At 62.0% G+C, this 20,372-nt stretch carries 26 protein-coding genes and 1 tRNA gene; 17 read left to right on the top strand and 10 right to left on the bottom strand.

The window, feature by feature from the left end; all coding sequences use genetic code 11:
• Positions 1-22: 22 nt before the first annotated feature.
• From DXT59_RS04440 to DXT59_RS04415, 6 genes are all read left to right on the top strand, one after another.
• A complete protein-coding gene (locus tag DXT59_RS04440; protein ID WP_116135704.1) occupies positions 23-1,324 on the top strand; it encodes a replication-associated recombination protein A in 1,302 nt (433 codons plus the stop codon).
• A gap of 121 nt (positions 1,325-1,445) precedes the next feature.
• A complete protein-coding gene (serS, locus tag DXT59_RS04435) occupies positions 1,446-2,741 on the top strand; it encodes a serine--tRNA ligase (RefSeq protein WP_116135703.1) in 1,296 nt (431 codons plus the stop codon).
• A gap of 131 nt (positions 2,742-2,872) precedes the next feature.
• Positions 2,873-2,963 (top strand) — tRNA-Ser (locus DXT59_RS04430).
• A gap of 256 nt (positions 2,964-3,219) precedes the next feature.
• Positions 3,220-3,795: a hypothetical protein gene (locus DXT59_RS04425; RefSeq protein WP_116135702.1), complete on the top strand. Its 576-nt coding sequence runs from the start codon at positions 3,220-3,222 to the stop codon at positions 3,793-3,795.
• Between the two features lie 170 nt (positions 3,796-3,965).
• Positions 3,966-4,400: a hypothetical protein gene (locus DXT59_RS04420; protein WP_240324395.1), complete on the top strand. Its 435-nt coding sequence runs from the start codon at positions 3,966-3,968 to the stop codon at positions 4,398-4,400.
• 2 nt (positions 4,401-4,402) lie between these two features.
• Complete coding sequence (locus DXT59_RS04415; RefSeq protein WP_240324394.1) at positions 4,403-4,621, top strand: hypothetical protein; 219 nt, start codon at positions 4,403-4,405, stop codon at positions 4,619-4,621.
• 104 nt (positions 4,622-4,725) lie between these two features.
• Here the strand turns inward: DXT59_RS04415 and DXT59_RS04410 are convergent, their stop codons facing one another.
• Positions 4,726-5,625, bottom strand: coding sequence for a LysR family transcriptional regulator (locus DXT59_RS04410; RefSeq protein WP_116135700.1), 900 nt, complete (start codon positions 5,623-5,625; stop codon positions 4,726-4,728).
• Positions 5,626-5,733: 108 nt separating this feature from the next.
• Here DXT59_RS04410 and DXT59_RS04405 point away from each other — a divergent pair, with 108 nt between their 5' ends.
• The 7 genes from DXT59_RS04405 (at position 5,734) to DXT59_RS31420 (ending at position 10,124) form a co-directional block, all read left to right on the top strand.
• Complete coding sequence (locus tag DXT59_RS04405) at positions 5,734-6,351, top strand: FMN-dependent NADH-azoreductase (protein ID WP_116135699.1); 618 nt, start codon at positions 5,734-5,736, stop codon at positions 6,349-6,351.
• Between the two features lie 105 nt (positions 6,352-6,456).
• A complete protein-coding gene (locus DXT59_RS04400; protein WP_116135698.1) occupies positions 6,457-6,915 on the top strand; it encodes a GNAT family N-acetyltransferase in 459 nt (152 codons plus the stop codon).
• 164 nt (positions 6,916-7,079) lie between these two features.
• Positions 7,080-7,610 (top strand): GNAT family N-acetyltransferase, encoded by a 531-nt coding sequence (locus DXT59_RS04395; protein WP_116135697.1) that lies wholly within the window; start codon positions 7,080-7,082, stop codon positions 7,608-7,610.
• Between the two features lie 133 nt (positions 7,611-7,743).
• Positions 7,744-8,523: a septum site-determining protein MinC gene (gene minC / locus DXT59_RS04390; RefSeq protein WP_116135696.1), complete on the top strand. Its 780-nt coding sequence runs from the start codon at positions 7,744-7,746 to the stop codon at positions 8,521-8,523.
• Positions 8,524-8,596: 73 nt separating this feature from the next.
• Complete coding sequence (gene minD / locus DXT59_RS04385; RefSeq protein WP_116135695.1) at positions 8,597-9,412, top strand: septum site-determining protein MinD; 816 nt, start codon at positions 8,597-8,599, stop codon at positions 9,410-9,412.
• A gap of 14 nt (positions 9,413-9,426) precedes the next feature.
• Positions 9,427-9,681 (top strand): cell division topological specificity factor MinE, encoded by a 255-nt coding sequence (minE, locus tag DXT59_RS04380; RefSeq protein WP_102608594.1) that lies wholly within the window; start codon positions 9,427-9,429, stop codon positions 9,679-9,681.
• Between the two features lie 308 nt (positions 9,682-9,989).
• Positions 9,990-10,124 (top strand): hypothetical protein, encoded by a 135-nt coding sequence (locus DXT59_RS31420; protein ID WP_275895761.1) that lies wholly within the window; start codon positions 9,990-9,992, stop codon positions 10,122-10,124.
• 31 nt (positions 10,125-10,155) lie between these two features.
• On the opposite strand, the gene DXT59_RS04375 is transcribed toward DXT59_RS31420, so the two are convergent.
• On the bottom strand, positions 10,156-10,335 hold the full coding sequence (locus DXT59_RS04375; RefSeq protein ID WP_116135694.1) for a hypothetical protein: 180 nt from the start codon (positions 10,333-10,335) through the stop codon (positions 10,156-10,158).
• Between the two features lie 236 nt (positions 10,336-10,571).
• Here DXT59_RS04375 and DXT59_RS04370 point away from each other — a divergent pair, with 236 nt between their 5' ends.
• Complete coding sequence (locus DXT59_RS04370) at positions 10,572-11,711, top strand: OpgC domain-containing protein (protein ID WP_116135693.1); 1,140 nt, start codon at positions 10,572-10,574, stop codon at positions 11,709-11,711.
• A gap of 4 nt (positions 11,712-11,715) precedes the next feature.
• On the opposite strand, the gene DXT59_RS04365 is transcribed toward DXT59_RS04370, so the two are convergent.
• The 4 genes from DXT59_RS04365 to DXT59_RS04350 form a co-directional block, all read right to left on the bottom strand.
• A complete protein-coding gene (locus DXT59_RS04365) occupies positions 11,716-13,032 on the bottom strand; it encodes an MFS transporter (RefSeq protein ID WP_116135692.1) in 1,317 nt (438 codons plus the stop codon).
• A gap of 322 nt (positions 13,033-13,354) precedes the next feature.
• Positions 13,355-13,864 carry an energy transducer TonB family protein gene (locus DXT59_RS04360; RefSeq protein ID WP_116135691.1) on the bottom strand — a complete coding sequence of 170 codons (510 nt, stop codon included), beginning with the start codon at positions 13,862-13,864 and terminating at the stop codon, positions 13,355-13,357.
• A gap of 233 nt (positions 13,865-14,097) precedes the next feature.
• Positions 14,098-14,685 (bottom strand): C39 family peptidase, encoded by a 588-nt coding sequence (locus DXT59_RS04355; RefSeq protein WP_162877943.1) that lies wholly within the window; start codon positions 14,683-14,685, stop codon positions 14,098-14,100.
• Between the two features lie 27 nt (positions 14,686-14,712).
• Entirely contained in the window at positions 14,713-15,465 is a 753-nt protein-coding gene (locus DXT59_RS04350) for a hypothetical protein (protein WP_116135689.1), read from the bottom strand.
• 217 nt (positions 15,466-15,682) lie between these two features.
• Between DXT59_RS04350 and DXT59_RS04345 the strand changes: the two genes are divergently transcribed.
• On the top strand, positions 15,683-16,405 hold the full coding sequence (locus tag DXT59_RS04345) for a helix-turn-helix transcriptional regulator (protein WP_162877942.1): 723 nt from the start codon (positions 15,683-15,685) through the stop codon (positions 16,403-16,405).
• 78 nt (positions 16,406-16,483) lie between these two features.
• On the opposite strand, the gene DXT59_RS04340 is transcribed toward DXT59_RS04345, so the two are convergent.
• Positions 16,484-16,870 carry a hypothetical protein gene (locus tag DXT59_RS04340; protein WP_162877941.1) on the bottom strand — a complete coding sequence of 129 codons (387 nt, stop codon included), beginning with the start codon at positions 16,868-16,870 and terminating at the stop codon, positions 16,484-16,486.
• 188 nt (positions 16,871-17,058) lie between these two features.
• A complete protein-coding gene (locus DXT59_RS04335; protein WP_116135686.1) occupies positions 17,059-17,718 on the bottom strand; it encodes a UdgX family uracil-DNA binding protein in 660 nt (219 codons plus the stop codon).
• A 185-nt stretch (positions 17,719-17,903) separates the two neighbouring features.
• On the opposite strand from DXT59_RS04335, the gene DXT59_RS04330 reads away from it, so the two are divergent.
• Entirely contained in the window at positions 17,904-18,434 is a 531-nt protein-coding gene (locus tag DXT59_RS04330; RefSeq protein WP_116135685.1) for a DUF4142 domain-containing protein, read from the top strand.
• 5 nt (positions 18,435-18,439) lie between these two features.
• Here DXT59_RS04330 and DXT59_RS04325 read toward each other — a convergent pair whose 3' ends face one another.
• Both DXT59_RS04325 and DXT59_RS04320 read right to left on the bottom strand, forming a co-directional pair.
• On the bottom strand, positions 18,440-19,303 hold the full coding sequence (locus DXT59_RS04325) for an MBL fold metallo-hydrolase (protein WP_116135684.1): 864 nt from the start codon (positions 19,301-19,303) through the stop codon (positions 18,440-18,442).
• Between the two features lie 26 nt (positions 19,304-19,329).
• Complete coding sequence (locus tag DXT59_RS04320; RefSeq protein WP_116135683.1) at positions 19,330-19,704, bottom strand: hypothetical protein; 375 nt, start codon at positions 19,702-19,704, stop codon at positions 19,330-19,332.
• A gap of 443 nt (positions 19,705-20,147) precedes the next feature.
• Here DXT59_RS04320 and DXT59_RS04315 point away from each other — a divergent pair, with 443 nt between their 5' ends.
• Positions 20,148-20,306, top strand: coding sequence for a hypothetical protein (locus DXT59_RS04315; RefSeq protein WP_240324393.1), 159 nt, complete (start codon positions 20,148-20,150; stop codon positions 20,304-20,306).
• Positions 20,307-20,372 lie beyond the last annotated feature (66 nt).

Raw genomic sequence — 20,372 nt, 5'->3', positions numbered from 1 at the left:
CCGGCTCATGGCGGTTTGAAACATGTCAGATTTGTTTTCGGTAGAGCCTAGCGCGCCGTTGGCCGAGGCGCTTCGGCCCAAAACGTTGGGCGAGGTTATCGGTCAGTCTCATTTGCTGGGGCCGGGCAAACCGCTGCGGTTGGCGTTCGAATCGGGCAAGCCGCATTCGATGATCCTTTGGGGACCGCCCGGCGTCGGCAAGACGACGCTGGCGCGCCTGACGGCGACCGCCTTCAAGTGCGAATTCATCGCCTTGTCGGCGGTGTTCTCGGGCGTCAAAGACATTCGTGCGGCCATGGAGCAGGCGGAGCAGCACCTCGCGATGGGCAAGCACACGATCTTGTTCGTCGACGAAATTCACCGGTTCAACAAGGCCCAGCAAGACGCATTGTTGCCGTATGCCGAGTCGGGCCTCGTGACGTTTATCGGAGCGACGACCGAAAATCCCTCGTTCGAGGTGAATTCGGCATTGCTCTCTCGCGCTCAGGTCTATGTCCTCAAATCCTTGACCGAGGACGAACTGAAGCAACTGGTGGCCCGCGCCCGCGAGAAAGTGCTTTCGCATCTGCGGATCGACGATACGGCGGTCGAGACGCTCGTCGGTTACGCGGACGGCGATGCGCGCCGCATGCTCAACTTGCTCGAACAGACGAGCGCGGCGGCACGCGCATCCGGCACCGACCACATCACGGCCGATTTCATCCGCGAAGCGCTGACATTGAACGCGCGCCGCTTCGATAAAGGCGGCGACAACTTCTACGATCAGATCTCGGCGCTGCATAAATCGGTGCGCGGGTCGCACCCCGACGCTGCGCTGTATTGGTTGACGCGGATGCTGGACGGCGGCGCCGATGCCCGCTACCTCGCGCGCCGCATCGTGCGCATGGCCTGGGAGGACATCGGGCTGGCCGATCCCCGGGCGATGCAACTGGCGAACGACGCGGCCGCGACCTACGAACGGCTGGGTTCGCCCGAAGGCGATTTGGCGTTGGGGCAGGCCGTCATCTATCTCGCCATCGCGCCGAAGAGCAATGCCGGGTACAACGCGTTCAATCAAGCTACGGCGTTCGTGCGGCAAGACAAGTCGCGCGAAGTGCCGGTTCATTTGCGTAACGCGCCGACCAAGCTCATGAAGGAATTGGGCTACGGACACGAGTACCGCTATGCGCACGACGAGCCGCATGCATATGCAGCCGGCGAAACCTATCTGCCGGACGGCATGTCCGAACCGAACTGGTATCAGCCGGTGCCGCGCGGGCTCGAAATCAAAATCGCCGAGAAGCTGGCGTTCCTTCGCAAGCTGGACGAACAAGCGGACGAATAGCCGGATTAGCGGCGCGCGCCCGATGCGTATCGAGTGGACCGCGCCGAGTGTGGAATCCGACACGCGGCGACGCTCCCCGGTGCGTTAAAATCGCGTTTTCATTCCACGAAAGTTCGCTTCCATGCTCGACATCCAGTTGCTGCGCAAAGACCTCGACGGCGTTGCCAAGCGCCTCGCCGCTCGCGGCTACACGCTCGATGTGGCCGCGTTTTCGGCGCTCGAAGCCGAACGCCGCGCCATTCAAACCCGCACCGAGGAATTGCAATCGCGGCGCAACACGTTGTCGAAGCAGATCGGCGCGATGAAGGGCAAGGGCGAAGACACGACGGCGCTGATGGCCGAAGTGGGTGGGATTGGCGATGAAATGAAGGCATCGGCCGCCCAACTCGACGACGTGCAGGCGCGTATCTCGAAACTGATGCTCGACATGCCGAATACGCCGCACGAAAGCGTGCCGGTGGGCGCGGACGAGAAGGACAACGTCGAGGTGCGTCGCTGGGGTACGCCGCGCCAGTTCGATTTTGAGGTCAAGGACCACGTGGACGTTGGCACGGCGCTTGGGCTCGATTTCGAAACGGGCGCCAAGCTGTCGGGCGCCCGTTTCACGATGCTGCGCGGCGCGATGGCGCGGCTGCATCGTGCGCTTGCGCAGTTCATGCTCGATACGCATACGCAGCAGCACGGCTATACCGAGGTGTATTCGCCGTACATCGTCAATCCCGAGATCTTGTACGGGACGGGGCAGTTGCCCAAATTCGCCGACGACATGTTCCGTGTCGAGAAGGGCGGCGGCGAGAACGTCGTGACGCAGTATTTGATCTCGACGTCCGAAATCACGTTGACGAACACGGTGCGCGACAGCATCGTCGATGCCGCCGCCTTGCCGATCAAGTTGACGGCGCATTCGCCGTGTTTTCGTTCCGAAGCCGGCGCATACGGCCGCGACACGCGCGGGATGATCCGTCAGCATCAATTCGACAAGGTCGAGATGGTGCAAGTCGTGGCCCCGGAGGCGTCGTATGACGCGCTGGAGCAGATGGTCGGCCATGCCGAGGCGATCCTCCAAAAGCTCGAATTGCCGTACCGCGTGGTTAAGCTCTGCACGGGCGACATGGGTTTCACGGCGGCTATGACCTATGACCTCGAAGTGTGGCTGCCGGCGCAGAACACCTATCGCGAGATCTCTAGCTGCTCGAATACCGAGTCGTTCCAGGCGCGCCGCATGCAGGCGCGTTTCCGCAACGCCCAGGGCAAGCCGGAACTCGTGCATACGCTGAACGGTTCCGGTCTGGCTGTGGGCCGTACGCTCGTCGCCGTGCTCGAGAATTTCCAAAACGCCGATGGGTCGGTGGCGGTGCCGGCGGCGCTGCGTCCGTACTTGGGCGGCGTGGAGCGGTTGGAGCCGGCGGCGAACTGATCGGCTGCGCGGCGCTTCAAGTTTTTTGGAAAAAGGGCTTGGAATGTCGCTGCGGCTGTTCTATAATCTTCGCTTCGCCAAACAGCGACCAGCTTGGTGAAGCGAGCGAGGGAAACCTCGTTCAAGAAGTCGGAAAGGTGGCAGAGTGGTCGAATGCGCCGGACTCGAAATCCGGTGTACGGTTATACCGTACCGTGGGTTCGAATCCCACCCTTTCCGCCAAGACATTGAAAACGGGCCCTTCGGGGCCCGTTTTTGTTTGCCGCGATCCGATCTCATCCGAGCCGAAGCGTCAACTTGCAATTGCATAGAGGCCATGCAGGGCCTCTTCACTCGTCCGCCTGCTTCGAGTAGTTATTCTTTGCGAACCGTTTAGACTTTTTGGCCAGGCCATCCAACTCGGCCGTATCCGAATGGTGCGTTCCGAACCGAGGCAGGCGCGATTGCGCATCGAGTTCCCGAAGAGGAGTAGTCGCACATGCTCGTAACAAAGATCGCCGCGGTGCGACGGCAACTTGTTACTGCCATTCGTCTTTTCTTCGACGGTGGCGATCCCGTCTCGGTGTACACGCTGGCATCGAACGCTTGGGAGATCATCGACGTGCTCTGCACGAACGCGGGTGTGGACAGCTTCTCCAAGCAGGCGCGCGAAAACTTGCCACGTGGGCACACGCTTACGTACTACGTCAACCAGCCCTGCCGGAACTTTTTCAAGCACGCCGAGCAAGACCCGAACCCTGAAAGCTCCGTCGAACTGCGCGAGGATAATGTTGCCGCCATCCTGTTTCTGGCGGTGGAGGATTACATTCGGTTTCGGGAGGGGGGGCCTGTAGAGGCGCAGGTCTTTCAACTGTGGTTTATCGCCGTGTTCCCGGAAAAGGTCGCCGAAGGCGACCAAGCGGCGCAATCAATACTGGAAAGCGCCAGACTTGTATTTCCCGGCATCGCTTCCCTTGCTTTGTCCCATCAGATCGAGATAGGGCGGCAGGTCCTCGAGGCCATGCGCAAAGATGCGGAACTGGCGGCCGACCCGAAAACCGAGCCAAGCCTCTGATTCTCCATTAACTCTGCCTATTGGTGAAAGCCCGCGAGGAATAGCCCAAGTGTAAAATGCGGCAGGCTCCGCTAGCGCAGCAGCCCTACCAATAACAAGATATTTCCGAGGAACTTTCTATGCCAATGCAATGCGGTGCCGCTGGATTTTTTCAGGCGTACAAGACAAATATGGAAGCGCTGGGCCTCGACGTGCCGACGAGTTGGTATGGCACCCAGGTAACCATATTGACCAAGCTCGGTGCGCTTGTGGCGGCGGTTGATAAGTTAGGTAAGGGGGCGACGGTCGCTGAGCTAGTCGGCGCAACCACGTTACCGGAAAAACTGCTTGTAGGCGGTGCGATCTATGCCTCGTTCTACACGGGCGCAGCGATCGGCAGCACCATGGTCGCGATGACCAAATATACTAGCTGCGGCTCTTCTCCCGCGAGGAACGGAGCAGCGTTGCTACGTTTTCAAGGGGACACGGGCATTCGCGTATCTCCGCAGTTGGCCCACCACATCATGTGTCATCCGGAGATTTTCGACCAAAGCGCGCCCGGCAGACAGGCTTACGCGCATACTGCCTTGGTTTGCGATTCGCCAGTTTTGACAGCGACGAGGTGACTATGAAATTCGGCTCTGCTGAGTGGTGGAAAGACCGTACGGCGTTGGTCGCGGTCTCACTGGGGCTTGCGTTGCTGGCCTGGGCCTTTGGGCATGTTGCTGGCGAGTGGAGTTCGCTGATTCTCGGCGTCGTGGTGTTTATTGCGCTGTTTACCGATAATCGACGGCTGCGCCGAGAGGTAAAACGACTAAGTGAACAGGGTCCGCGAGGAAATCGCTGAAGGCGCGTCGCCAGTAGTCAAAACGAAATCACGTCGAGTTCCAAGGGAGAAGCATGGGCGGAGCCACCGATAATTCGAGTGGCCCTCCCATAGCGCATCCGACGTCAATCGCACAAACGCCGCTTGAGCTCCTCAAGCAACCACCGCCCCGCAACGCCTGGCGCGCGGTCGCGGCGATGAGCGGCATAAATCGTCAAACCATCGCGAGGCGTCGGGTCGTCCTCGATCTCGATCCGAACGAGCTGCCCGGCGGCAATCGATTCCTCGACGAGGTGTCCCGGCATTCGGCACCATCCGAAGCCGGCCCGAAGAAAATCCAGCCGCCGGCCCACGTCGACGAAACGCCATAATCTCGCGCTCGATAACCCATACGACGCCCCATTCGGTTCAACCGGGTCCGAAAGCACGAGTTGGACATGCGGCTCGAGATCGCTTGGCGTTGCCGGCCTCCCAAGCGAGGCCAGCGGATGTTCGCGCGCGACCACCGGAATCATGTCGATGCGCAGCAGCGGATACGCGACGATGTCCTCCGGCGCGGCGGGAAGCAGCAAACAAATCGCCAGCGCCGCCGAATCGTTACGCAGACGACGCAACGCACCGCCAAGCCCCTCGGTCGAGAAGCTCACCGGAAGGTCGGGATAAGTCGCGCGTAGTGCGTGCAGGCTCTCGATGAGTGGAGCGGTCGGCACTAGTGGATCGATCGCAACGGCAAGCTCGGCCTCCAGCCCGGACCGATTGCTCGCGGCGACCGCCTCGAATCGAGCGGCACTGGCCAATACCAGACGTGCCTGCTCGACAAGTACTTCTCCGATATCCGTCAACCGCGGCCGATGACCGCTGCGATCGAACAAGCGAACGTCTTGCAATTGCTCCAGGGTGGCGACAGCCTGACTAATTGCCGATTGCGCACGCCGAAGCTGACGCGCGGCGGCGGAGAAACTGCCGGTGTCGGCAATCGCCACGAGCACGCGCAACTGATCGAGACTAAGACTGCCGAGCGACATAAATCATAAAAACCGATTGAAAGTATCGGAATTTTATCTCTTCCGCAGAAGGATACAGGCCGCCAATATCACGCGTGCAAACTCACTTAACAAGCGAAGAGCAAACCCATGACTAACCTACTCGTCGTTGAAACCAGTCCTCGTGGAGATTCGTCGATTTCACGCAATATGACGCGCCGCTTTGTCGAACGGTGGCAGTCCGCCCATCCGGGCGGTGGGATCGTCAAACGCGATCTCGCGGAAACAGACCTAGCCTTCGTCACCGCGCCTTGGTTGCACGCCTACTTCACGCCCCTCGAGCAACAGTCGCCCGCAATGAAGGAGGCGTTGCGCTTATCCGACGAACTGATCGCCGAATTGCTCGGCGCCGACCATATCGCGATCGCCACGCCGGTCTACAACTACAACGTTCCTGCCGCGCTCAAGGCGTGGATCGATCACATCGTGCGTAAGGGCGTGACCTTGGGTTTCGACGGCAAAGGATTGCTCTCCGGTAAAAGGGCGACCGTGCTGCTGGCATCGGGAGGCATTTACACGGAAGGCTCGCCGATCCGCGATCGCGACATCGCGAGCCAGTATTTGAAGTTGATCCTGAGCGTCATTGGAATCACCGATGTGACGATCGTTGCAGGAGGCGGAGCGAAGGCCGTCGATCTCGGCGAAGCGACGATGGAGAGTTTCGTCGGGAAGCTCGAGTTCGACCTCAACCAAGCCGCAGCCGCCTAACTTCGCGGAAGTCGTATCGCGGCAGGCCTGCCGGCTGCCGCTGATTTGCGATAATCGTCTTCACGCCGTTCGACTCAGCCCAAGTTGTCGAACGGCGCTCAACCTATGGACGATATGGCAAACGACAGCTTGCGTATTTCGAGCGACAAACGCGCGCTCGACATCGACATGATCCACGCGTTCCTGCGCGATCACGCGTACTGGTCGAAAGGCATCCCCAAAGAGACTGTCGAGCGTGCCATCGAAGGCTCGCTTTGCTTCGGCGGCTACGTCGGCGATAAACAAGTGGCCTTCGCCCGGCTCGTGACCGATATGGCCACCTTCGCGTATCTATGCGACGTCTTCGTTCTGCCCGAGTACCGCGGGCATGGATACGGGCGCGCGTTGATGGGCCATATCTTCGAATCCCATCTGCTTACGGGCCTGCGCCGAATCTTGCTCGTGACGAGCGATGCCCATGAACTGTATCGTCCGTTCGGTTTTCAAGCGCTAGGCAGTCCGGAAAAGTTTATGGAGATCGCGCGTCCCGGCATCTACTCGGCCTCTCGCGACGCGGCGTCCTGATGCTGAGGACCCCGAACCATTGCCCGGATCGCACGCTTTTGTGCTCTGCACAATGGGGGACGGTGGACGCCTCATCGATCTCTCGCTTAAATACAAGGTTTGACTCGCCCGCCGGTTCGGACGAAGCTACGCGTTAGCCACCCATCCGCGAAAATCGGAGTCTCATGAGTTCATCGCTGACTGTTCGCCGTATCGCCGCAGATCAGGGCGCAACGTTTCGGGAGTTGCGCGTCGCGTCGCTGCGCGATGCGCCCGACGCCTTTGCCGAGACGCTGGAGGAAGCGCTCTCCGAGCGGACCGAAACATTCGACGCAGCCGCGGCGCGCTATGCCAGCTCCGAAAATTCGGCCACCTTCATCCTCTATACCGAAGGTCATCCCGCGGGACTCATCGGGGCTTATTTCGATGAGACCGCCGAACGTAAGCCGTTCGTCTGCGCCCTTTGGGTGGCGCCGGCGGTGCGCCATTTGCGCGGCGGCGAGTTGCTCGTCAACACGGCCACCGCGTGGCTAGCCGAGCGGGGCGCCACCGAAATCTACGCCTGGGTAGCCGATGCCAACCGCACCGCCATGCGTTTTTACGAAGCGCTCGGCTACGGTCCCACGGGCGAGCATCAACCCGTTGCCCGCACGCCCACGGAATGGCAGACGTTGCTCGTGCGCAGCGTCAAGCCGGAGCAAATCGCTTCCCGCTAACCGGGCTCAGTCCTGATTGGGCGATGCTGCGTCCACGCGACGCATGCGTCGCGCATCGCCATGTGCAAGCAATTTTTCTGGCCCATGGCGTGGACCCCTGTAAAATACGCAAAATTTTTTGCCGTAACGCCCCATGTCGCTGAACAAAACGCCTTTCTTCGAACTTCGCAGCGGCACCGTCGATGCGCTTCAGTTCGTCGTGAAGACCACGGACCTCGATGCGCTCAAGAATGAGTTGACGCGCCGTTTCGAGGCAACCCCGGAGTTCTTCTCGGGCGAAGTGGTCACGATCGACGTGCGCCGCCTCGGCGAGAGCGAGCGTGCCTCGATCGCCGATATCGCGCAGTTGCTCGATGGCGTGCGCATGCGGCCGATCGGCGTCGTCGCGGCTGAAGCGCAGCGCGAATGGGCAAGCGCGGGCGGATTGCCGATCGTCGAGGCGCGCGACCGGCGGGGCGCGGCGGGAAAAGCGGAAACGGCCGTAGGGATAGGCGACTCAGGCGGCGTGCAAGCAGCAGCGCCGGCGGAGGCGGCAGCCGCCCCGGCGGCCGAGCCGAGCGTTCGCATGGCGCCTGCCTCGCAAACGCTGATCGTCGACAAGCCGCTGCGTTCGGGGCAGCAAGTCTATGCGAAAGGCGACCTCGTCGTGTTGGGTCTCGTGAGCTACGGCGCCGAAGTTATCGCCGAGGGCAACATCCATATTTACGCCCCGCTGCGCGGCCGCGCGCTGGCGGGTGTGCACGGCAATCACGATGCGCGGATCTTCTGCACGTGCCTGGAGCCGGAACTGATTTCGATCGCCGGCATCTATCGCACGACGGAGAATCCGCTGCCGGCCGATGTCATCGGCAAGTCGGTGCAAATCCGGCTGTCGGACGAAAAACTGATGATCGAACCGCTTCGGCTCACGTAAGGCGTAGCCGTGCGGCGACGCGCCGGGCGCGTCGATTCAATGGACGAATTTGACGAATACAGGGTAAGGGGAAATGGCGAAAATCGTTGTAGTGACCTCGGGCAAGGGCGGCGTGGGCAAAACCACCACGAGCGCGAGCTTCGCGTCGGGCCTCGCGCTGCGCGGCCATAAAACGGCCGTGATCGACTTCGACGTCGGCCTGCGTAATCTCGACCTCATCATGGGTTGCGAACGCCGCGTCGTCTACGATTTCATCAACGTGATTCAAGGCGAAGCGAACTTGAATCAGGCGCTGATCAAGGACAAGAAGTGCGAAAACCTATTCATCCTGCCGGCCTCGCAAACGCGCGATAAAGATGCGCTGACGCTGGAAGGCGTGGAGAAGGTCGTGAACGATCTGGCGGGGATGGGCTTCGACTATATCGTCTGCGACTCGCCGGCCGGTATCGAATCGGGCGCGCTGCTCGCGATGCACTTCGCCGACGAAGCGCTCGTCGTGACGAATCCCGAAGTGTCGTCCGTGCGCGATTCCGATCGCATTCTCGGCATTCTGTCGTCGAAGACGAAGCGCGCCATCGAGGGTAAGGAGCCCGTGAAGGAGCATCTGCTCATCACGCGTTACAACCCAAAGCGCGTCAGCGAAGGCGAAATGCTCTCGCTGTCGGATATCCAAGAAATCCTGCGTATCGACTTGATCGGCGTCGTGCCGGAATCGGAAGCGGTGCTGCACGCGTCGAACCAAGGCCTGCCGGCCGTCCACATGGACGGCACGGACGTAGCAGAAGCGTACAAGGACGTCGTGGCGCGCTTCCTCGGCGAGGACAAGGAGTTGCGCTTCACCGATTACCAGAAGCCGGGCCTGTTGCAGCGCCTCTTCGGCACTCGCTAAGGAGGGCGCTCGTTATGTCCATTTTGTCGTTCTTGCTCGGCGAGAAGAAGAAGTCTGCGGCGGTGGCGAAAGAACGCCTGCAGCTCATCATCGCGCACGAGCGTGCCGGCGGTCATCCGCCCGCCGATTACTTGCCCGCGTTGCAGCGCGAGCTCGTCGCCGTGATTTCGAAGTACGTGAAGATTTCCGACGACGACATCCGCGTCAGTCTGGAGCGGCAAGACGATCTCGAGGTGCTCGAGGTGAAGATCGAAATCCCCCAAGCCTAACGAGGCACCGCTGGCCGTTAGGCCAGCGCTCCAATCGAGGCGCGGCGTCCCGGTGGGCGCCGCGCCTTCGTTTTTGTCCGGCCCCCGGTTCACTCGATTACCACTCTGTTAAATGTGTGGCGGGGTATTGCCGCCGAAACGGTCTCTAGGCCGTCCGGCAATAAACGCGCAACGCGGTAGGGCACGCGCTGTAATAATGACCGCGCGTTGCTTACAAATTGCAACGGTGGGCCTGCCTGTCGTGCTGTTCAATCGCATTCATTCGACATCGCCGTCGAATCGACGAACAACGACGACAGGAGAAGCACATGAAACGCTCGAAAGGACTTTGGCTCGCAGGCGCGCTCGTTGCATTGCTATTGGGCGGCTGTGTGATCGCACCCGCACCCGGGTACTACGGCTATTACGGCGGGTACCACCACGGCTATTACTACGAGCGTTGAGCAAACGGCCGCGGCCCAGCCGCGATTCGCGTCAAGCTAGGAGCGTTTCGACGGCGATGACCGCGGCGAATGCCGCGGCATTCGCGAGTATCGCCTCCACGATGATTGCAACCCAACTCTGCGGCCGGAAACGAATCGCCAGCAGTAATGCGAGGAGCAATGCGAGCGCGAGGATGGCCACGATATCGGCGTTGTGGATGCGAATATCCATCGTCGTCCCCTGGGCGGATGATTGCGAGAAATGACGTTACAACGTACGTCGAGCCCAGTATAGAGACGCGCTTCGCGTGAGCAAGCCGGGAAAAATCCCGATGCGTCGAAAGTGCTCGCACGAGGGCAAGTATCCCGGTATGTAAGAAATCCGTTCAATCGAGGAATTTTTCGCAGCCGGGTTGCACCAACAACGGAGGGCCGAAGAGAGCGGCTACCGAGAAAGGGGTGCTGTCAATGAGTTCGTCCGCCGGACGGTCGATCGAAGTCGATCTGCTACGCGGCATGGCGCTGATCGCGATCGCCATCGACCATATTTCCGCAAGCGTGCTCTCGCACGTCATGCTGCACAACTATGCCTATTGCGACGCGGCCGAGGTTTTCGTGTTCCTCGGCGGCTATGCGTCGGCTTCGGGCTATACGAACATCGCGGCGCGCCGAGGCGAGCAGGCCGCGCGTCGCCGGTTCCTCAAGCGCGCTTGGGAGATCTATCGCGCGTATCTGCTCACGGCCGCATTGATGCTCGTGTCTGGTGCGATCGTTTCGCGGTTGCCCATCGCGCAACTGATCGTGGCGGAAACGGGCTGGGCCGACTTCGCGCGCCATCCGTTGGAAGGCCTTGCGCAAATCGCGACATTACGGCGGCAACCGTTTTTGTCCGCGGTTTTGCCGATGTATTTGCTCTATGCGCTAAGCGTTTCGGTCGTCGTGCCATTCGCGCGACGCATGCCTGTCGCGTTTTTTACGGTTAGCCTCGCGCTGTGGCTCGGCGCGCCGTGGCTCGCGAAGATGCTGCCCGGCGTGGCGGATTGGCCGTTCAATCCGTTCGCTTGGCAGTTGTTGTTCATGCTGGGGCTGCTCTGTCGCCTGCATCCCGTGCCCACGCAGATGCAGGTCTCCAGCGCCGGGCGCGCGCTCACGGGCGCGGCGTTCGGCCTGGCGCTAGCATTTACGTTCGTGAAGGTTTGTATCGATAGTCACCCGTCGCCTGGCTATATGAAGCAGGATTTGGCCAGCGTGCGGATCGTGAGTTTTCTTGCGCTGGCATGGTTGTGCGCGCAAGCGGCTCGCCTCGGCTGGCTGCGCACATTGGCCGAGCGCTTGCCCGCGCTCGTGACGATCGGCAAGCAGGGGCTCGTGTGTTTCGTCGGCGGTACGGTCGTGTCGATCGCCGTCGATAGCGCCCTTCATCTCGCCGGCGCGGATACGCATCTATTCGCGCGGCTGCTCGGCGACGTGCTCGCCATCGCGGCGCTATGGATGCTGGCGCGCATCGCGGCGGCGCGGCGCGACAGGGTCCCAAGCGTCGCGCCGGGCGCCCGGCTCGCTCGCGTGCAGGCGAATGTGCAATCGGTGCGGAGCCGGCGCGAGCCCTGATGCTTCAGGTGAGCGGTACGTCGCGCGTTTCACGCATCGCCAGTACAGCGATGAGGCTGATGGCTGCCGCCACCGACACGTAACCGCCCACCCACGCCAAGCCGCCGCGCGCGGCGAGCATCTGCGCGATGTAGGGCGCGACCGAGGCGCCGAGGATACCGCCCAGGTTGTACGAGACGCCGGCGCCGGTGTAGCGCACGGCCGTTGGGAAAAGCTCGGGCAGCAGCGCGCCCATCGGTGCGAACGTCGTCCCCATCAGGAACAACTCCAGCGTCAAAAACGCGGTAATCAGCGCCGGCGACCCGCTGCCGACGAGCGGCGCCATGGCGAAGCCCGATGCGATCGCCGCGATCGTTCCCGCGATCAGCACGGGGCGCCGCCCGAACCGATCGCTGGCCCACGCGGCGAGCGGCGTGGCGAGCGCCATGAACAAGACCGCGAAGCAGAGCATGCCGAGGAAGCTTTGCCGTGGGATATGCAACGTCGATACGCCGTAGGACAGCGTGAATACGGTCGAGATGTAGAACAGTGTGTAGCAGACGACCATCGCGAACGAACCGGTGAGCGTCGCGCGGCCGTGATGCGCAAGCAGCGAGACAAGCGGCACGCGCACGCGTTCGGCCCGTGCGATGGCGGCACGGAACGCGGGTGTTTCGGCGATTTTCAGGCGCACGTACAAGCCGAGCGCGACCAGCACCGCGCTCGAAATGAAGGGTACGCGCCAGCCCCAAGAGCGGAATTGCGCGTCGGACAGGCCGAGTGCGAGCGCGAAGAATAAGCCGTTCGATGCGAGAAATCCCACCGACGGCCCGAGTTGCGGAAACATGCCGAACCATCCGCGACGGCCCGCGGGCGCGTTCTCGGTAGCGAGCAGCGCGGCACCGCCCCATTCGCCGCCGAGCCCGATGCCTTGTCCGAAGCGCAAGACGCACAGCAGGATGGGGGCCAACGAGCCGAGGCTGTCATAGCCGGGCAAAAAGCCGATCAGCGTGGTGGACAAGCCCATGACGAGCAGTGAGGCGACGAGCGTCGATTTCCGGCCGATGCGATCGCCGAAGTGGCCGAACAAGAAAGAGCCGATCGGGCGGGCGATGAACGCGATGCCGAACGTGACGAAGGCCGACAACGCCTGCGCCGTGGCTGACCCATGCGGAAAGAATACGGGACCGATGACGAGTGCGGCGGCCGTGGCATAGACGTAGAAATCGTAAAACTCGATCGCCGTTCCGATGAAGCTGGCGAACACAATACGCGTGCGGCTCGATGCGTTCGCAGCGTCGGACTCGGGAGTCACGGCGGGCGATGACGTCGAAGCGGACATGGAGGGTCTCCGATGGTTATGGTGGGCGCACGGCCGCACGCGAGCGCGGGCGGCGTCCGAGGTTGAATCCGGGTGTAACGGCACGAGTGCGCGACCGTATCAAAGCACGAGCGATCGACGCAGACGGCGAGAAAAAACGAAAAATGCGATTCGACAAGCAAGGGCGCGCGAATGGCGCGGGCGAGGCGGCGTCGGACTCATCGGCGAGCCGCCGGGTAGGGAGCTCGCCGCGAGCGTGGCCGGGAGGTCCGGCTGCGCGGTGCGGGAAATTATAACTAGCGTGCGCGAAGCGCGCCAATGCTCGCGGGCGGAGGAACAATCCTCAATCGAACGTCAGCGCTTGCGGCGCCGCGAGTTCGCGCAACTGGAATTTACCGTCGTCATTGAACAGCCAGTCTTCCATCATCTCGACTTGACCGACGCCGTTCAGTAATTTGGCCGGCGGCTCGGGAAGCGGCGCCGCGCGGCGCAAGGTGGCGAGCGCGGTAGCTTCGGCTTCGTCGTCGCCGTTCGTGCGATAGACGGACGAGCGGACGAGTTTGCCGTTGCGATCGATCGTGAACGCCACGACGACGAGCGAGCGCAGCATCGCTTGCGGCGCGTGCTTTTCGATATACGACGGACTGCGTTCGGCAATCCGCCGCGCCACCGCCTCGCGATATTGGTCGAGCGTCACGCTATTGACGGCGGCGGGCGGGGGCAGCGTGGCGGCGGAGGGCCGGGTCGGCGGCGTGAATGTGCAGGCCGATGCGGCGAGCAGCGCGGCGCATGCGGCCAGATACGGGAGTCCGCGGGTGCGCGACGCGGAGTGACGCACGAGATCGAGGGGCATGGCGGCTCACGAGGTAACTTGCGCGCTGTAGTTGGGTCGAGCGCGAGGCGATGTATCTCCAGCGTAGACAATGCGGCTCGTTCTCGCATCCCGATTTACGCGGTCATCGTGCGCATGCCCACAGCGCGCGCGTGAGGCGCCGCCGCCGCGCACGCATGTCTACAAGCGTTGCAGAAATGGGGCGATCGCGTCTGTGCGCCGGGTCCGTGGGGGCCAGCGAGTCAAAGGGCCCGTCAATATACGATCAGCGATTCGGCCCACGTGTGCGTGCCCATGTTTCCCGAGCCGCCGAGCATCCAGTTGTAATCGCCGTAACCGGGACCTTCGCCGGGCCATGGATTCATGAAGTAAAGCGCGCCGTAGCGTTTATCGTAGCCGTCGACGACGATGAAATGACCGCCGCCGTTCGGCCAGGTCCAGAGCACGACAATGGGCTCGCCCTGATCGATGCTCGCCATCGCTGTGTCGAACGCGATGGGCGCGTCGTAGTAGTGCGTGTCGCGCCGGCCGAGGGACCACAGAATCCCGCTGATGCCGGTGGTGCCGCTCAACGTGTTCGGCGAATTCGCGCCGCTGTTCCAATCGAATGGCGCGGTGTTGCAGGCATACCCGATCGCGTCGACCCAATTGACGATGCTGCACTGCGAACTCGATATCCCTCGATAGCTGAGCACGGCGTTCGCATCGGCGGCCCAACACCACTCGCTATGCTGCTGTGTGACGGGCGGCAGGTCGATCTGCTGAGCGCTCGCGGGGACGAGCGCGGCGGCCGTGCCGATGACGAGACCGCCCCATACGCGGGCGGCGATTGCGATGTTCACGAGAACTCTCCTGATGCGGCGCGCTGGTCAATGGCCCACGCGGATATCGCGCATTCCGCGCCCGACGCTTTGCCGCAATGCATCGTCGAGTTGAGCGTCCGATAGGGCTGCGGCGGGGGCGGCGACATCGGCCACGGTGCTACGGGCGCTCATCAATGGGACATACGCGGGCTGGATGCCTTTGCTCTTGGCGTCGGTGGTCCCGGCGGGACGCACTTCGATGAAGTCCGCGACGGCTTGCGGGCTTCTCACGAAGCGCAGAGCAGGCCTGGGGGTTTGTTGTTCGTAGCGCGCGGCGACGGATGCCGTTTCGCGGGCGAGCGCGTTGGCACCGGCTTCGACCATGATCCAGGCGCCGTTCAGGGGCGCCACGGTGATGAGCCCGACGCCTTCGCCGTTCGCCATGACGATGAAGCGCCATTCGTTGCTGCCATACAGGCTGTCGCCAAGAAGCTTGCCCGCCAGCAGCGCTTTTGGATCGATGAAATAGGTTTCGAATCCTTCGCCGACGGTGGCGTGCTCGAGCGTTCGATCGTCGGCGATTCCGAAAATCCGCCGTATGCCTGTTGCACCCGAGGCCGACTCAGGCAAGCGCGCCACGAGTGCCGCCAACCCGGCAACGGCCGCTCGCCGCTGAGGCGACCCGGTATGCGGGGATAAAACGCCGGCATCGGCGGGCGAAGCGGATGGGGGACTCGCGCGGGCGAAGCACGGGATGAAGCTATAGGCGACGGCCGCAATCAACGCAAGCAACGCCGCGGGCGATTGACGATTTTTCACAAAAACTCCTCATGAGAGGCGCGCGGCGATTGAGATCGAACTGAATCGGTCGCGCGCGGTCGTCTCATATACGGAGAAAAACACTTATCAACTCTTTTGTAAAGCCGTTAGTTATTCGGTAACCTTTTCTTGAATTCGTCATTAATGCATTAATCGAGGTGGTCGATAAATAATGCTAGCGACACATGATTCGATACGACGTCATCACGCGGGGTGTGTGCCTTTCGATTCCATCGACGAAGCGATCGCGCGGCTGCGCCATGCGGCGACGCTGTCCGATTGGTTCGATGCCCTTGCCAGCGCGGGGCGTGGCGCGGGCTTCGACTACACGACATTCGTGCTGCTGCCGGGCGGTGGCCTGCACCGCGACGACGCATTCGTGCGAAGCAACTGTGCGCCGAGCATCGTGCGGCTCTATCGAAACGGAAGAACGGCGAGGGCGTGTCCGTTGCTCGACTATGCTTGCGCGCACGCGAGCCCCGCGGTCTGGGGCGAGGAATGGTATGCCGAGCCCCGTGCGCGCGAGGTATTCGACCAAGTGCACGACGGCGGCTTGCGTTGGGGTGTGTTGTTGCCCTTGCACGGTCCAGGCTGCAAGACCGGTATGCTGAGTTTTGCGAGCAGGGCCGATACCGCGGCGGCTAGGACCGAGGCGGTGGCTCAACTGGCGCTGCTCGGTTGGGTGCGCGACATCGCGATGGAAACCGCGCTGCCGCACGTCGAGCGTTTCTTTGCTTCGATACTGCCGAAATTCACGCCTAGAGAAGCCGAAATCATGAAATGGTGGGTATTTGGTAAAACAGCCTCCGAAATCTCCACGATTCTCGATTGCTCTCAATCGGCAATCAATTTTCATTTGGCGAATATTAGAACGAAATTAGGGGTGAATACGAGCCGTGCGGCGGGGGTGAAAGCGATTGAATTAGGATTGCTCAAATAGGCGATCGTTCGCCCGAGGAAGACCTGCGCCGGGAACGTCGGCACCGAGGCGCGGCGCCGACACCCTTGCGTTCGAGGCTTATGCGTCGACGAACTCGAGGTCGAGCGATGAGCTTGTCTGACCCGTAACGGTGTACTTCAACGAGGGCGAACCGAAGCTCGATTCATCGGTTACGGAGAGCAGGCCCGTGTTCCGGTGATGACCGATCGTTGCCTGGTAGAAGCCCGCTTTGCCGGTTTCGACGTCCTTTGCATCGGCGAAAATAACGCCCATCAAATTTTCGTCCGGCGCGGTGTCGCCATCGAGACGCATGCCGACATCGGCACGGGTGCCTGTGGAAAGGCAGCGTGTCTGCTTCAACCGGCGATCGTTGATGAAGAGCACTTGATCGTCCCAATTCGGATCGTGCGAGATGCACACAGGCAGGCTGGCGTTGTTCGTGACGCGTACGACGGGATCAGTCATAACGATGTCCTCGGTGGTGAACGACCGCCGCGTCAGCGCGAGGTCGCCGCATATCGGCGAGGCTGCGCCGGTCATGGAAACGACGCGGTAGGGCATGGTCGCGCCGACCGGCACACCGCGGTCGTATCTGCGCGCAAATTCGGACTGCGGCGCTACGGTTCGCGGCGCGTGCTTCTTGTCCGCTGATGCTAGCCGTCGTCGCTGTCGGGTGGGTCGACGTGAGCAATGCGTTTCGCATGCGCGAGAGTGCGGACGATATCGCGGTAGACCCGCTGGCGCGTGTCGGGATCGGGCGCGCGCAACGCATAGGATGGATGCCAGGTTGCGAGGATCGCGCGCCCGTTGTGGCGAGTGATTTTCCCGAAGTGCTCCTGTAGCCGCGCGTGCGAATCTTCGAGTAAGGCTTTTAGCGCCGTCGCGCCGAGCGCGACGACGACGCTGGGCGCTATCTGCGTCAGCTCGCGTTCGAGCCAATAGTGGCAGGCATCCACTTCGCGTTGTGCCGGTGTTTTGTGCATGCGGCGCTTGCCGCGCGGTTCCCACTTGAAGTGTTTGACGGCGTTCGTAACGAACACGGCGCGGCGCGTGACGCCCGCTTCGCCCAATGCGTCGTCGAGAAGACGTCCGGCGGGGCCGACGAACGGCTCGCCCGCTCGGTCCTCGCTGTCGCCGGGCTGTTCGCCGACCATCATGATCGGTGCGTGTGTCGGCCCAGCCCCCGGTACGCCTTGGGTCGCGTCGTGCCATAGCGGACAGCGCCGGCATTCGTCGAGCGTATTGGGCTGTTGGTCCGGATCCGTTTCGGGCGCGGGAGCGGACCGGCGTGCGGGACGAGGTTCAGTGGTCATGGCGCAAGGGAGATTTCCGCTGAAGGGGCAGCAATGGTCATGCCGGTCATGCCGTCTCACGGCTGTCGATCGAGCAGCCGGTAATTCGCGTGCGGGCGGCTTCTTCGGGCATTCGGTATGCAAGGTTGTTGGCAGCCGCCGGCAATTCGGGCAGGGTGCGGCGATCTCATGAAGGGAGACGGGCGATGCTCAATTCGAAATGTCGTCACGCGTCCGCCGCGGCCGGGTTGGCCGCGTTGATCGCGGCTGGGTGCTCGCTGCTTCAATCGAGCGCCGAGGTCACGCCGGTGGATCAGCAATTCATGCTGACCGCCGCTAGCGTGGGAACAGCCGAGGTCGATATGGCCGAGCTTGCGGAGCATCAGGCGGGTGATCCGGCTGTGCGAGCCTATGGCCATCGTCTCGCGCAGGAACATACGGGCATCAACGACGAGTTGACGCAACTGGCCGAGCGCAAGCACGTCAAGCTCATCAAGGCGATGGACCCGGCGAACCGCACGCTCTATGAGGAGTTGGCGCATTTGAACGGTCAGCTATTCGACCGCGAGTATTTGCTTGCCCAGGTCAACATCCATCGAATGGGAAACAGTCTGTACGAAAGCGAGGCCCAAGCGGGCGAAGACGCCGACGTGAAGGCGTTCGCCGCGAAAAACGCGCCGGCCGGCGCCGAGCACTTGCGGATGGCGCAGTCGCTGCTCGCGAGCAAGGCGCGCTAGCGTCCCTAGGCGCCGCGTACGCCCGTCGCCGGCACGGACGGCGGACGCCCGGCCAACCGCTCGAACTCGCTCGGATCGTGGCTGCAAAAGACCTGTATGCCGTGAGACCCGAGCGCGGTGCGGCGCAGCGCGGCTTGATTACGCAGGCGGGCGTGGCGATCTTTTTCGAGCATCCACTGATAAAGCCTCAGCCCCGGTTTACAAGTCGGTTGGGCTTGCATTTCGCCTGCGTCGAAATAGGCATCGGCCGCGTTGAGCAGCCAACCGCCCTCGCTTTGTACGGCAATGCCCGCGTGCCCGAAGGTATGCCCGCGCAGGGGGACCATGAGAATCGAGTCCGTGATGGAATCGAGGGCGCGCACGTGGGAGAAGCCGTGCCAATCGTCTCCGCTCGTCGACGGATAGACGCGCCATTTGTCCCTCGTCGACCATTGTTGAGGGCGGAAGCGTTGCCGATCCATCCAGGTTCGTTGCTGCATCGCATAGTCGCGTTCCATCTGCAGCAAATGGACGGTCGCATGCGGGAAGTCGTCGAGGCCGCCGGCATGATCGAAGTCCAGATGGCTCAATACGATGTGCCGGACGTCGCGCGGGTCGTAGCCGAGCCGCTCGATTTGCCGGATCGCCGTCATCTCTTCGCGTAGATCCGGCTTGACCAGCGCGAGGAAGAAGCGGCTCAGGCGCGAGCGCGGATCCGCAACGTCGCGTAGGCCGAAACCCGTATCGACGAGGACGAGGCCTGCTTCGGTTTCAACGAGAAGGCAATGGCAAGTTAGCAGCCCACGCTCGAAGAGCGAGCGACTATCGCCGTTGAAGAGACGCCCGCATAGCGGACACGTGGAAATGCAGTTCAGGTGATGAATGCGCATCGATGATCCGCTATGTCATCGAGGCGCTAGAACAGTTCGGGCGGCCGGCGGTCGACGAGTTCGCGCGGCACTGTCTCGGGCAACGTGAATTCGAGATGCGGCAGCGCATCGATCCGGCCTTCGAACTTCGCGTCGGCTTCGCTGGTGAAGAGTCCGTCGAGGTAGTCGTAGGTCAGCAGCGGGACGAGGGCTTCGAGGGCAGCTTGCGCATCGCGCTGCGGCCCGGAATCGAGGGCGTCGACGTCGAGGGCGATGCGGCACGGGCCGTCGGGCTGGCAAGCGATTTCGCCGATATCGATGACCTTACCCGCGGGGTTTTGCGCGAGGACGCGAGCGTCGGCGGCGAACAAGCGGAAGGGACGGTCGAATTGGGGCAGGGCAGAGTTCGATTCGGACGCCATATTCGTTTCTCCGAAAATGAGGCCAGCGCGTGAGAGGCGCGGCGGCGCGGAGCCGGTCTCGGAGAAAGGGGCGCAACGATTGTGCCGGGGAGGGGACAGTAAACGTATCACCGTTACGCACGCTGCGGAATCTCTTCGCTGAACTGAAGCAGGGCCTGCGTGCACTCAGGGCCGAACGTGAGGGCAACCTAACTCTAAGCAGGGTCGGAGTCTATGTGCCCGCCACGGTTGAAGTTATATCGAATGACGTCTTCGCCGCCGCGCCGGAGCCTTTTGGGCGCGTATCGCAAGGCGAAGGCCACCGAAACAAGGAAGTTAAAACGACCAAATAACAAGCCGAGCGCACTTGGTCCGAGGCCGAACGTCCTAAATTCATAATCTGGAGGTCTACGCAAAGGCCGAACGTGAAAATATGCTTCCCAAGGCATCCGAAAGGTACTGTGATGAATATCGAAAAAATCGCGAAGGCTATTGAGGCTGATGCTGGTGAGCCGCGGCCGGATCTTCGCCAGTCACTCGAAGAGGCCGAAGCGCGCGTCGACCGTGTGACGATCCCAGAACAGATGCATGCAAGTCGGCTCGTGTACGGCTTCGGGCCGTAGCGTGGCGAACATCGATATCGTGGTTTTTCGTCCTAGTCCCACGGCCAGAAAGTTGCATGTATCAGC

Origin of the sequence: Trinickia diaoshuihuensis (genome assembly GCF_003390925.1) — a bacterium.
GTDB classification, from domain to species: domain Bacteria; phylum Pseudomonadota; class Gammaproteobacteria; order Burkholderiales; family Burkholderiaceae; genus Trinickia; species Trinickia diaoshuihuensis.
This window is presented reverse-complemented; position numbering and strand designations above follow the sequence as displayed.

Bases quoted from the DNA above. Each gene is read 5' to 3' on its own strand.
- DXT59_RS04440 (WP_116135704.1), top strand. From the start codon at position 23: ATGTCAGATTTGTTTTCGGTAGAGCCTAGCGCGCCGTTGGCCGAGGCG.
- serS (WP_116135703.1), top strand. From the start codon at position 1,446: ATGCTCGACATCCAGTTGCTGCGCAAAGACCTCGACGGCGTTGCCAAG.
- DXT59_RS04425 (WP_116135702.1), top strand. From the start codon at position 3,220: ATGCTCGTAACAAAGATCGCCGCGGTGCGACGGCAACTTGTTACTGCC.
- DXT59_RS04420 (WP_240324395.1), top strand. From the start codon at position 3,966: ATGGAAGCGCTGGGCCTCGACGTGCCGACGAGTTGGTATGGCACCCAG.
- DXT59_RS04415 (WP_240324394.1), top strand. From the start codon at position 4,403: ATGAAATTCGGCTCTGCTGAGTGGTGGAAAGACCGTACGGCGTTGGTC.
- DXT59_RS04410 (WP_116135700.1), bottom strand. From the start codon at position 5,625: ATGTCGCTCGGCAGTCTTAGTCTCGATCAGTTGCGCGTGCTCGTGGCG.
- DXT59_RS04405 (WP_116135699.1), top strand. From the start codon at position 5,734: ATGACTAACCTACTCGTCGTTGAAACCAGTCCTCGTGGAGATTCGTCG.
- DXT59_RS04400 (WP_116135698.1), top strand. From the start codon at position 6,457: ATGGACGATATGGCAAACGACAGCTTGCGTATTTCGAGCGACAAACGC.
- DXT59_RS04395 (WP_116135697.1), top strand. From the start codon at position 7,080: ATGAGTTCATCGCTGACTGTTCGCCGTATCGCCGCAGATCAGGGCGCA.
- minC (WP_116135696.1), top strand. From the start codon at position 7,744: ATGTCGCTGAACAAAACGCCTTTCTTCGAACTTCGCAGCGGCACCGTC.
- minD (WP_116135695.1), top strand. From the start codon at position 8,597: ATGGCGAAAATCGTTGTAGTGACCTCGGGCAAGGGCGGCGTGGGCAAA.
- minE (WP_102608594.1), top strand. From the start codon at position 9,427: ATGTCCATTTTGTCGTTCTTGCTCGGCGAGAAGAAGAAGTCTGCGGCG.
- DXT59_RS31420 (WP_275895761.1), top strand. From the start codon at position 9,990: ATGAAACGCTCGAAAGGACTTTGGCTCGCAGGCGCGCTCGTTGCATTG.
- DXT59_RS04375 (WP_116135694.1), bottom strand. From the start codon at position 10,335: ATGGATATTCGCATCCACAACGCCGATATCGTGGCCATCCTCGCGCTC.
- DXT59_RS04370 (WP_116135693.1), top strand. From the start codon at position 10,572: ATGAGTTCGTCCGCCGGACGGTCGATCGAAGTCGATCTGCTACGCGGC.
- DXT59_RS04365 (WP_116135692.1), bottom strand. From the start codon at position 13,032: ATGTCCGCTTCGACGTCATCGCCCGCCGTGACTCCCGAGTCCGACGCT.
- DXT59_RS04360 (WP_116135691.1), bottom strand. From the start codon at position 13,864: ATGCCCCTCGATCTCGTGCGTCACTCCGCGTCGCGCACCCGCGGACTC.
- DXT59_RS04340 (WP_162877941.1), bottom strand. From the start codon at position 16,870: ATGACTGATCCCGTCGTACGCGTCACGAACAACGCCAGCCTGCCTGTG.
- DXT59_RS04335 (WP_116135686.1), bottom strand. From the start codon at position 17,718: ATGACCACTGAACCTCGTCCCGCACGCCGGTCCGCTCCCGCGCCCGAA.
- DXT59_RS04330 (WP_116135685.1), top strand. From the start codon at position 17,904: ATGCTCAATTCGAAATGTCGTCACGCGTCCGCCGCGGCCGGGTTGGCC.
- DXT59_RS04325 (WP_116135684.1), bottom strand. From the start codon at position 19,303: ATGCGCATTCATCACCTGAACTGCATTTCCACGTGTCCGCTATGCGGG.
- DXT59_RS04320 (WP_116135683.1), bottom strand. From the start codon at position 19,704: ATGGCGTCCGAATCGAACTCTGCCCTGCCCCAATTCGACCGTCCCTTC.
- DXT59_RS04315 (WP_240324393.1), top strand. From the start codon at position 20,148: ATGAATATCGAAAAAATCGCGAAGGCTATTGAGGCTGATGCTGGTGAG.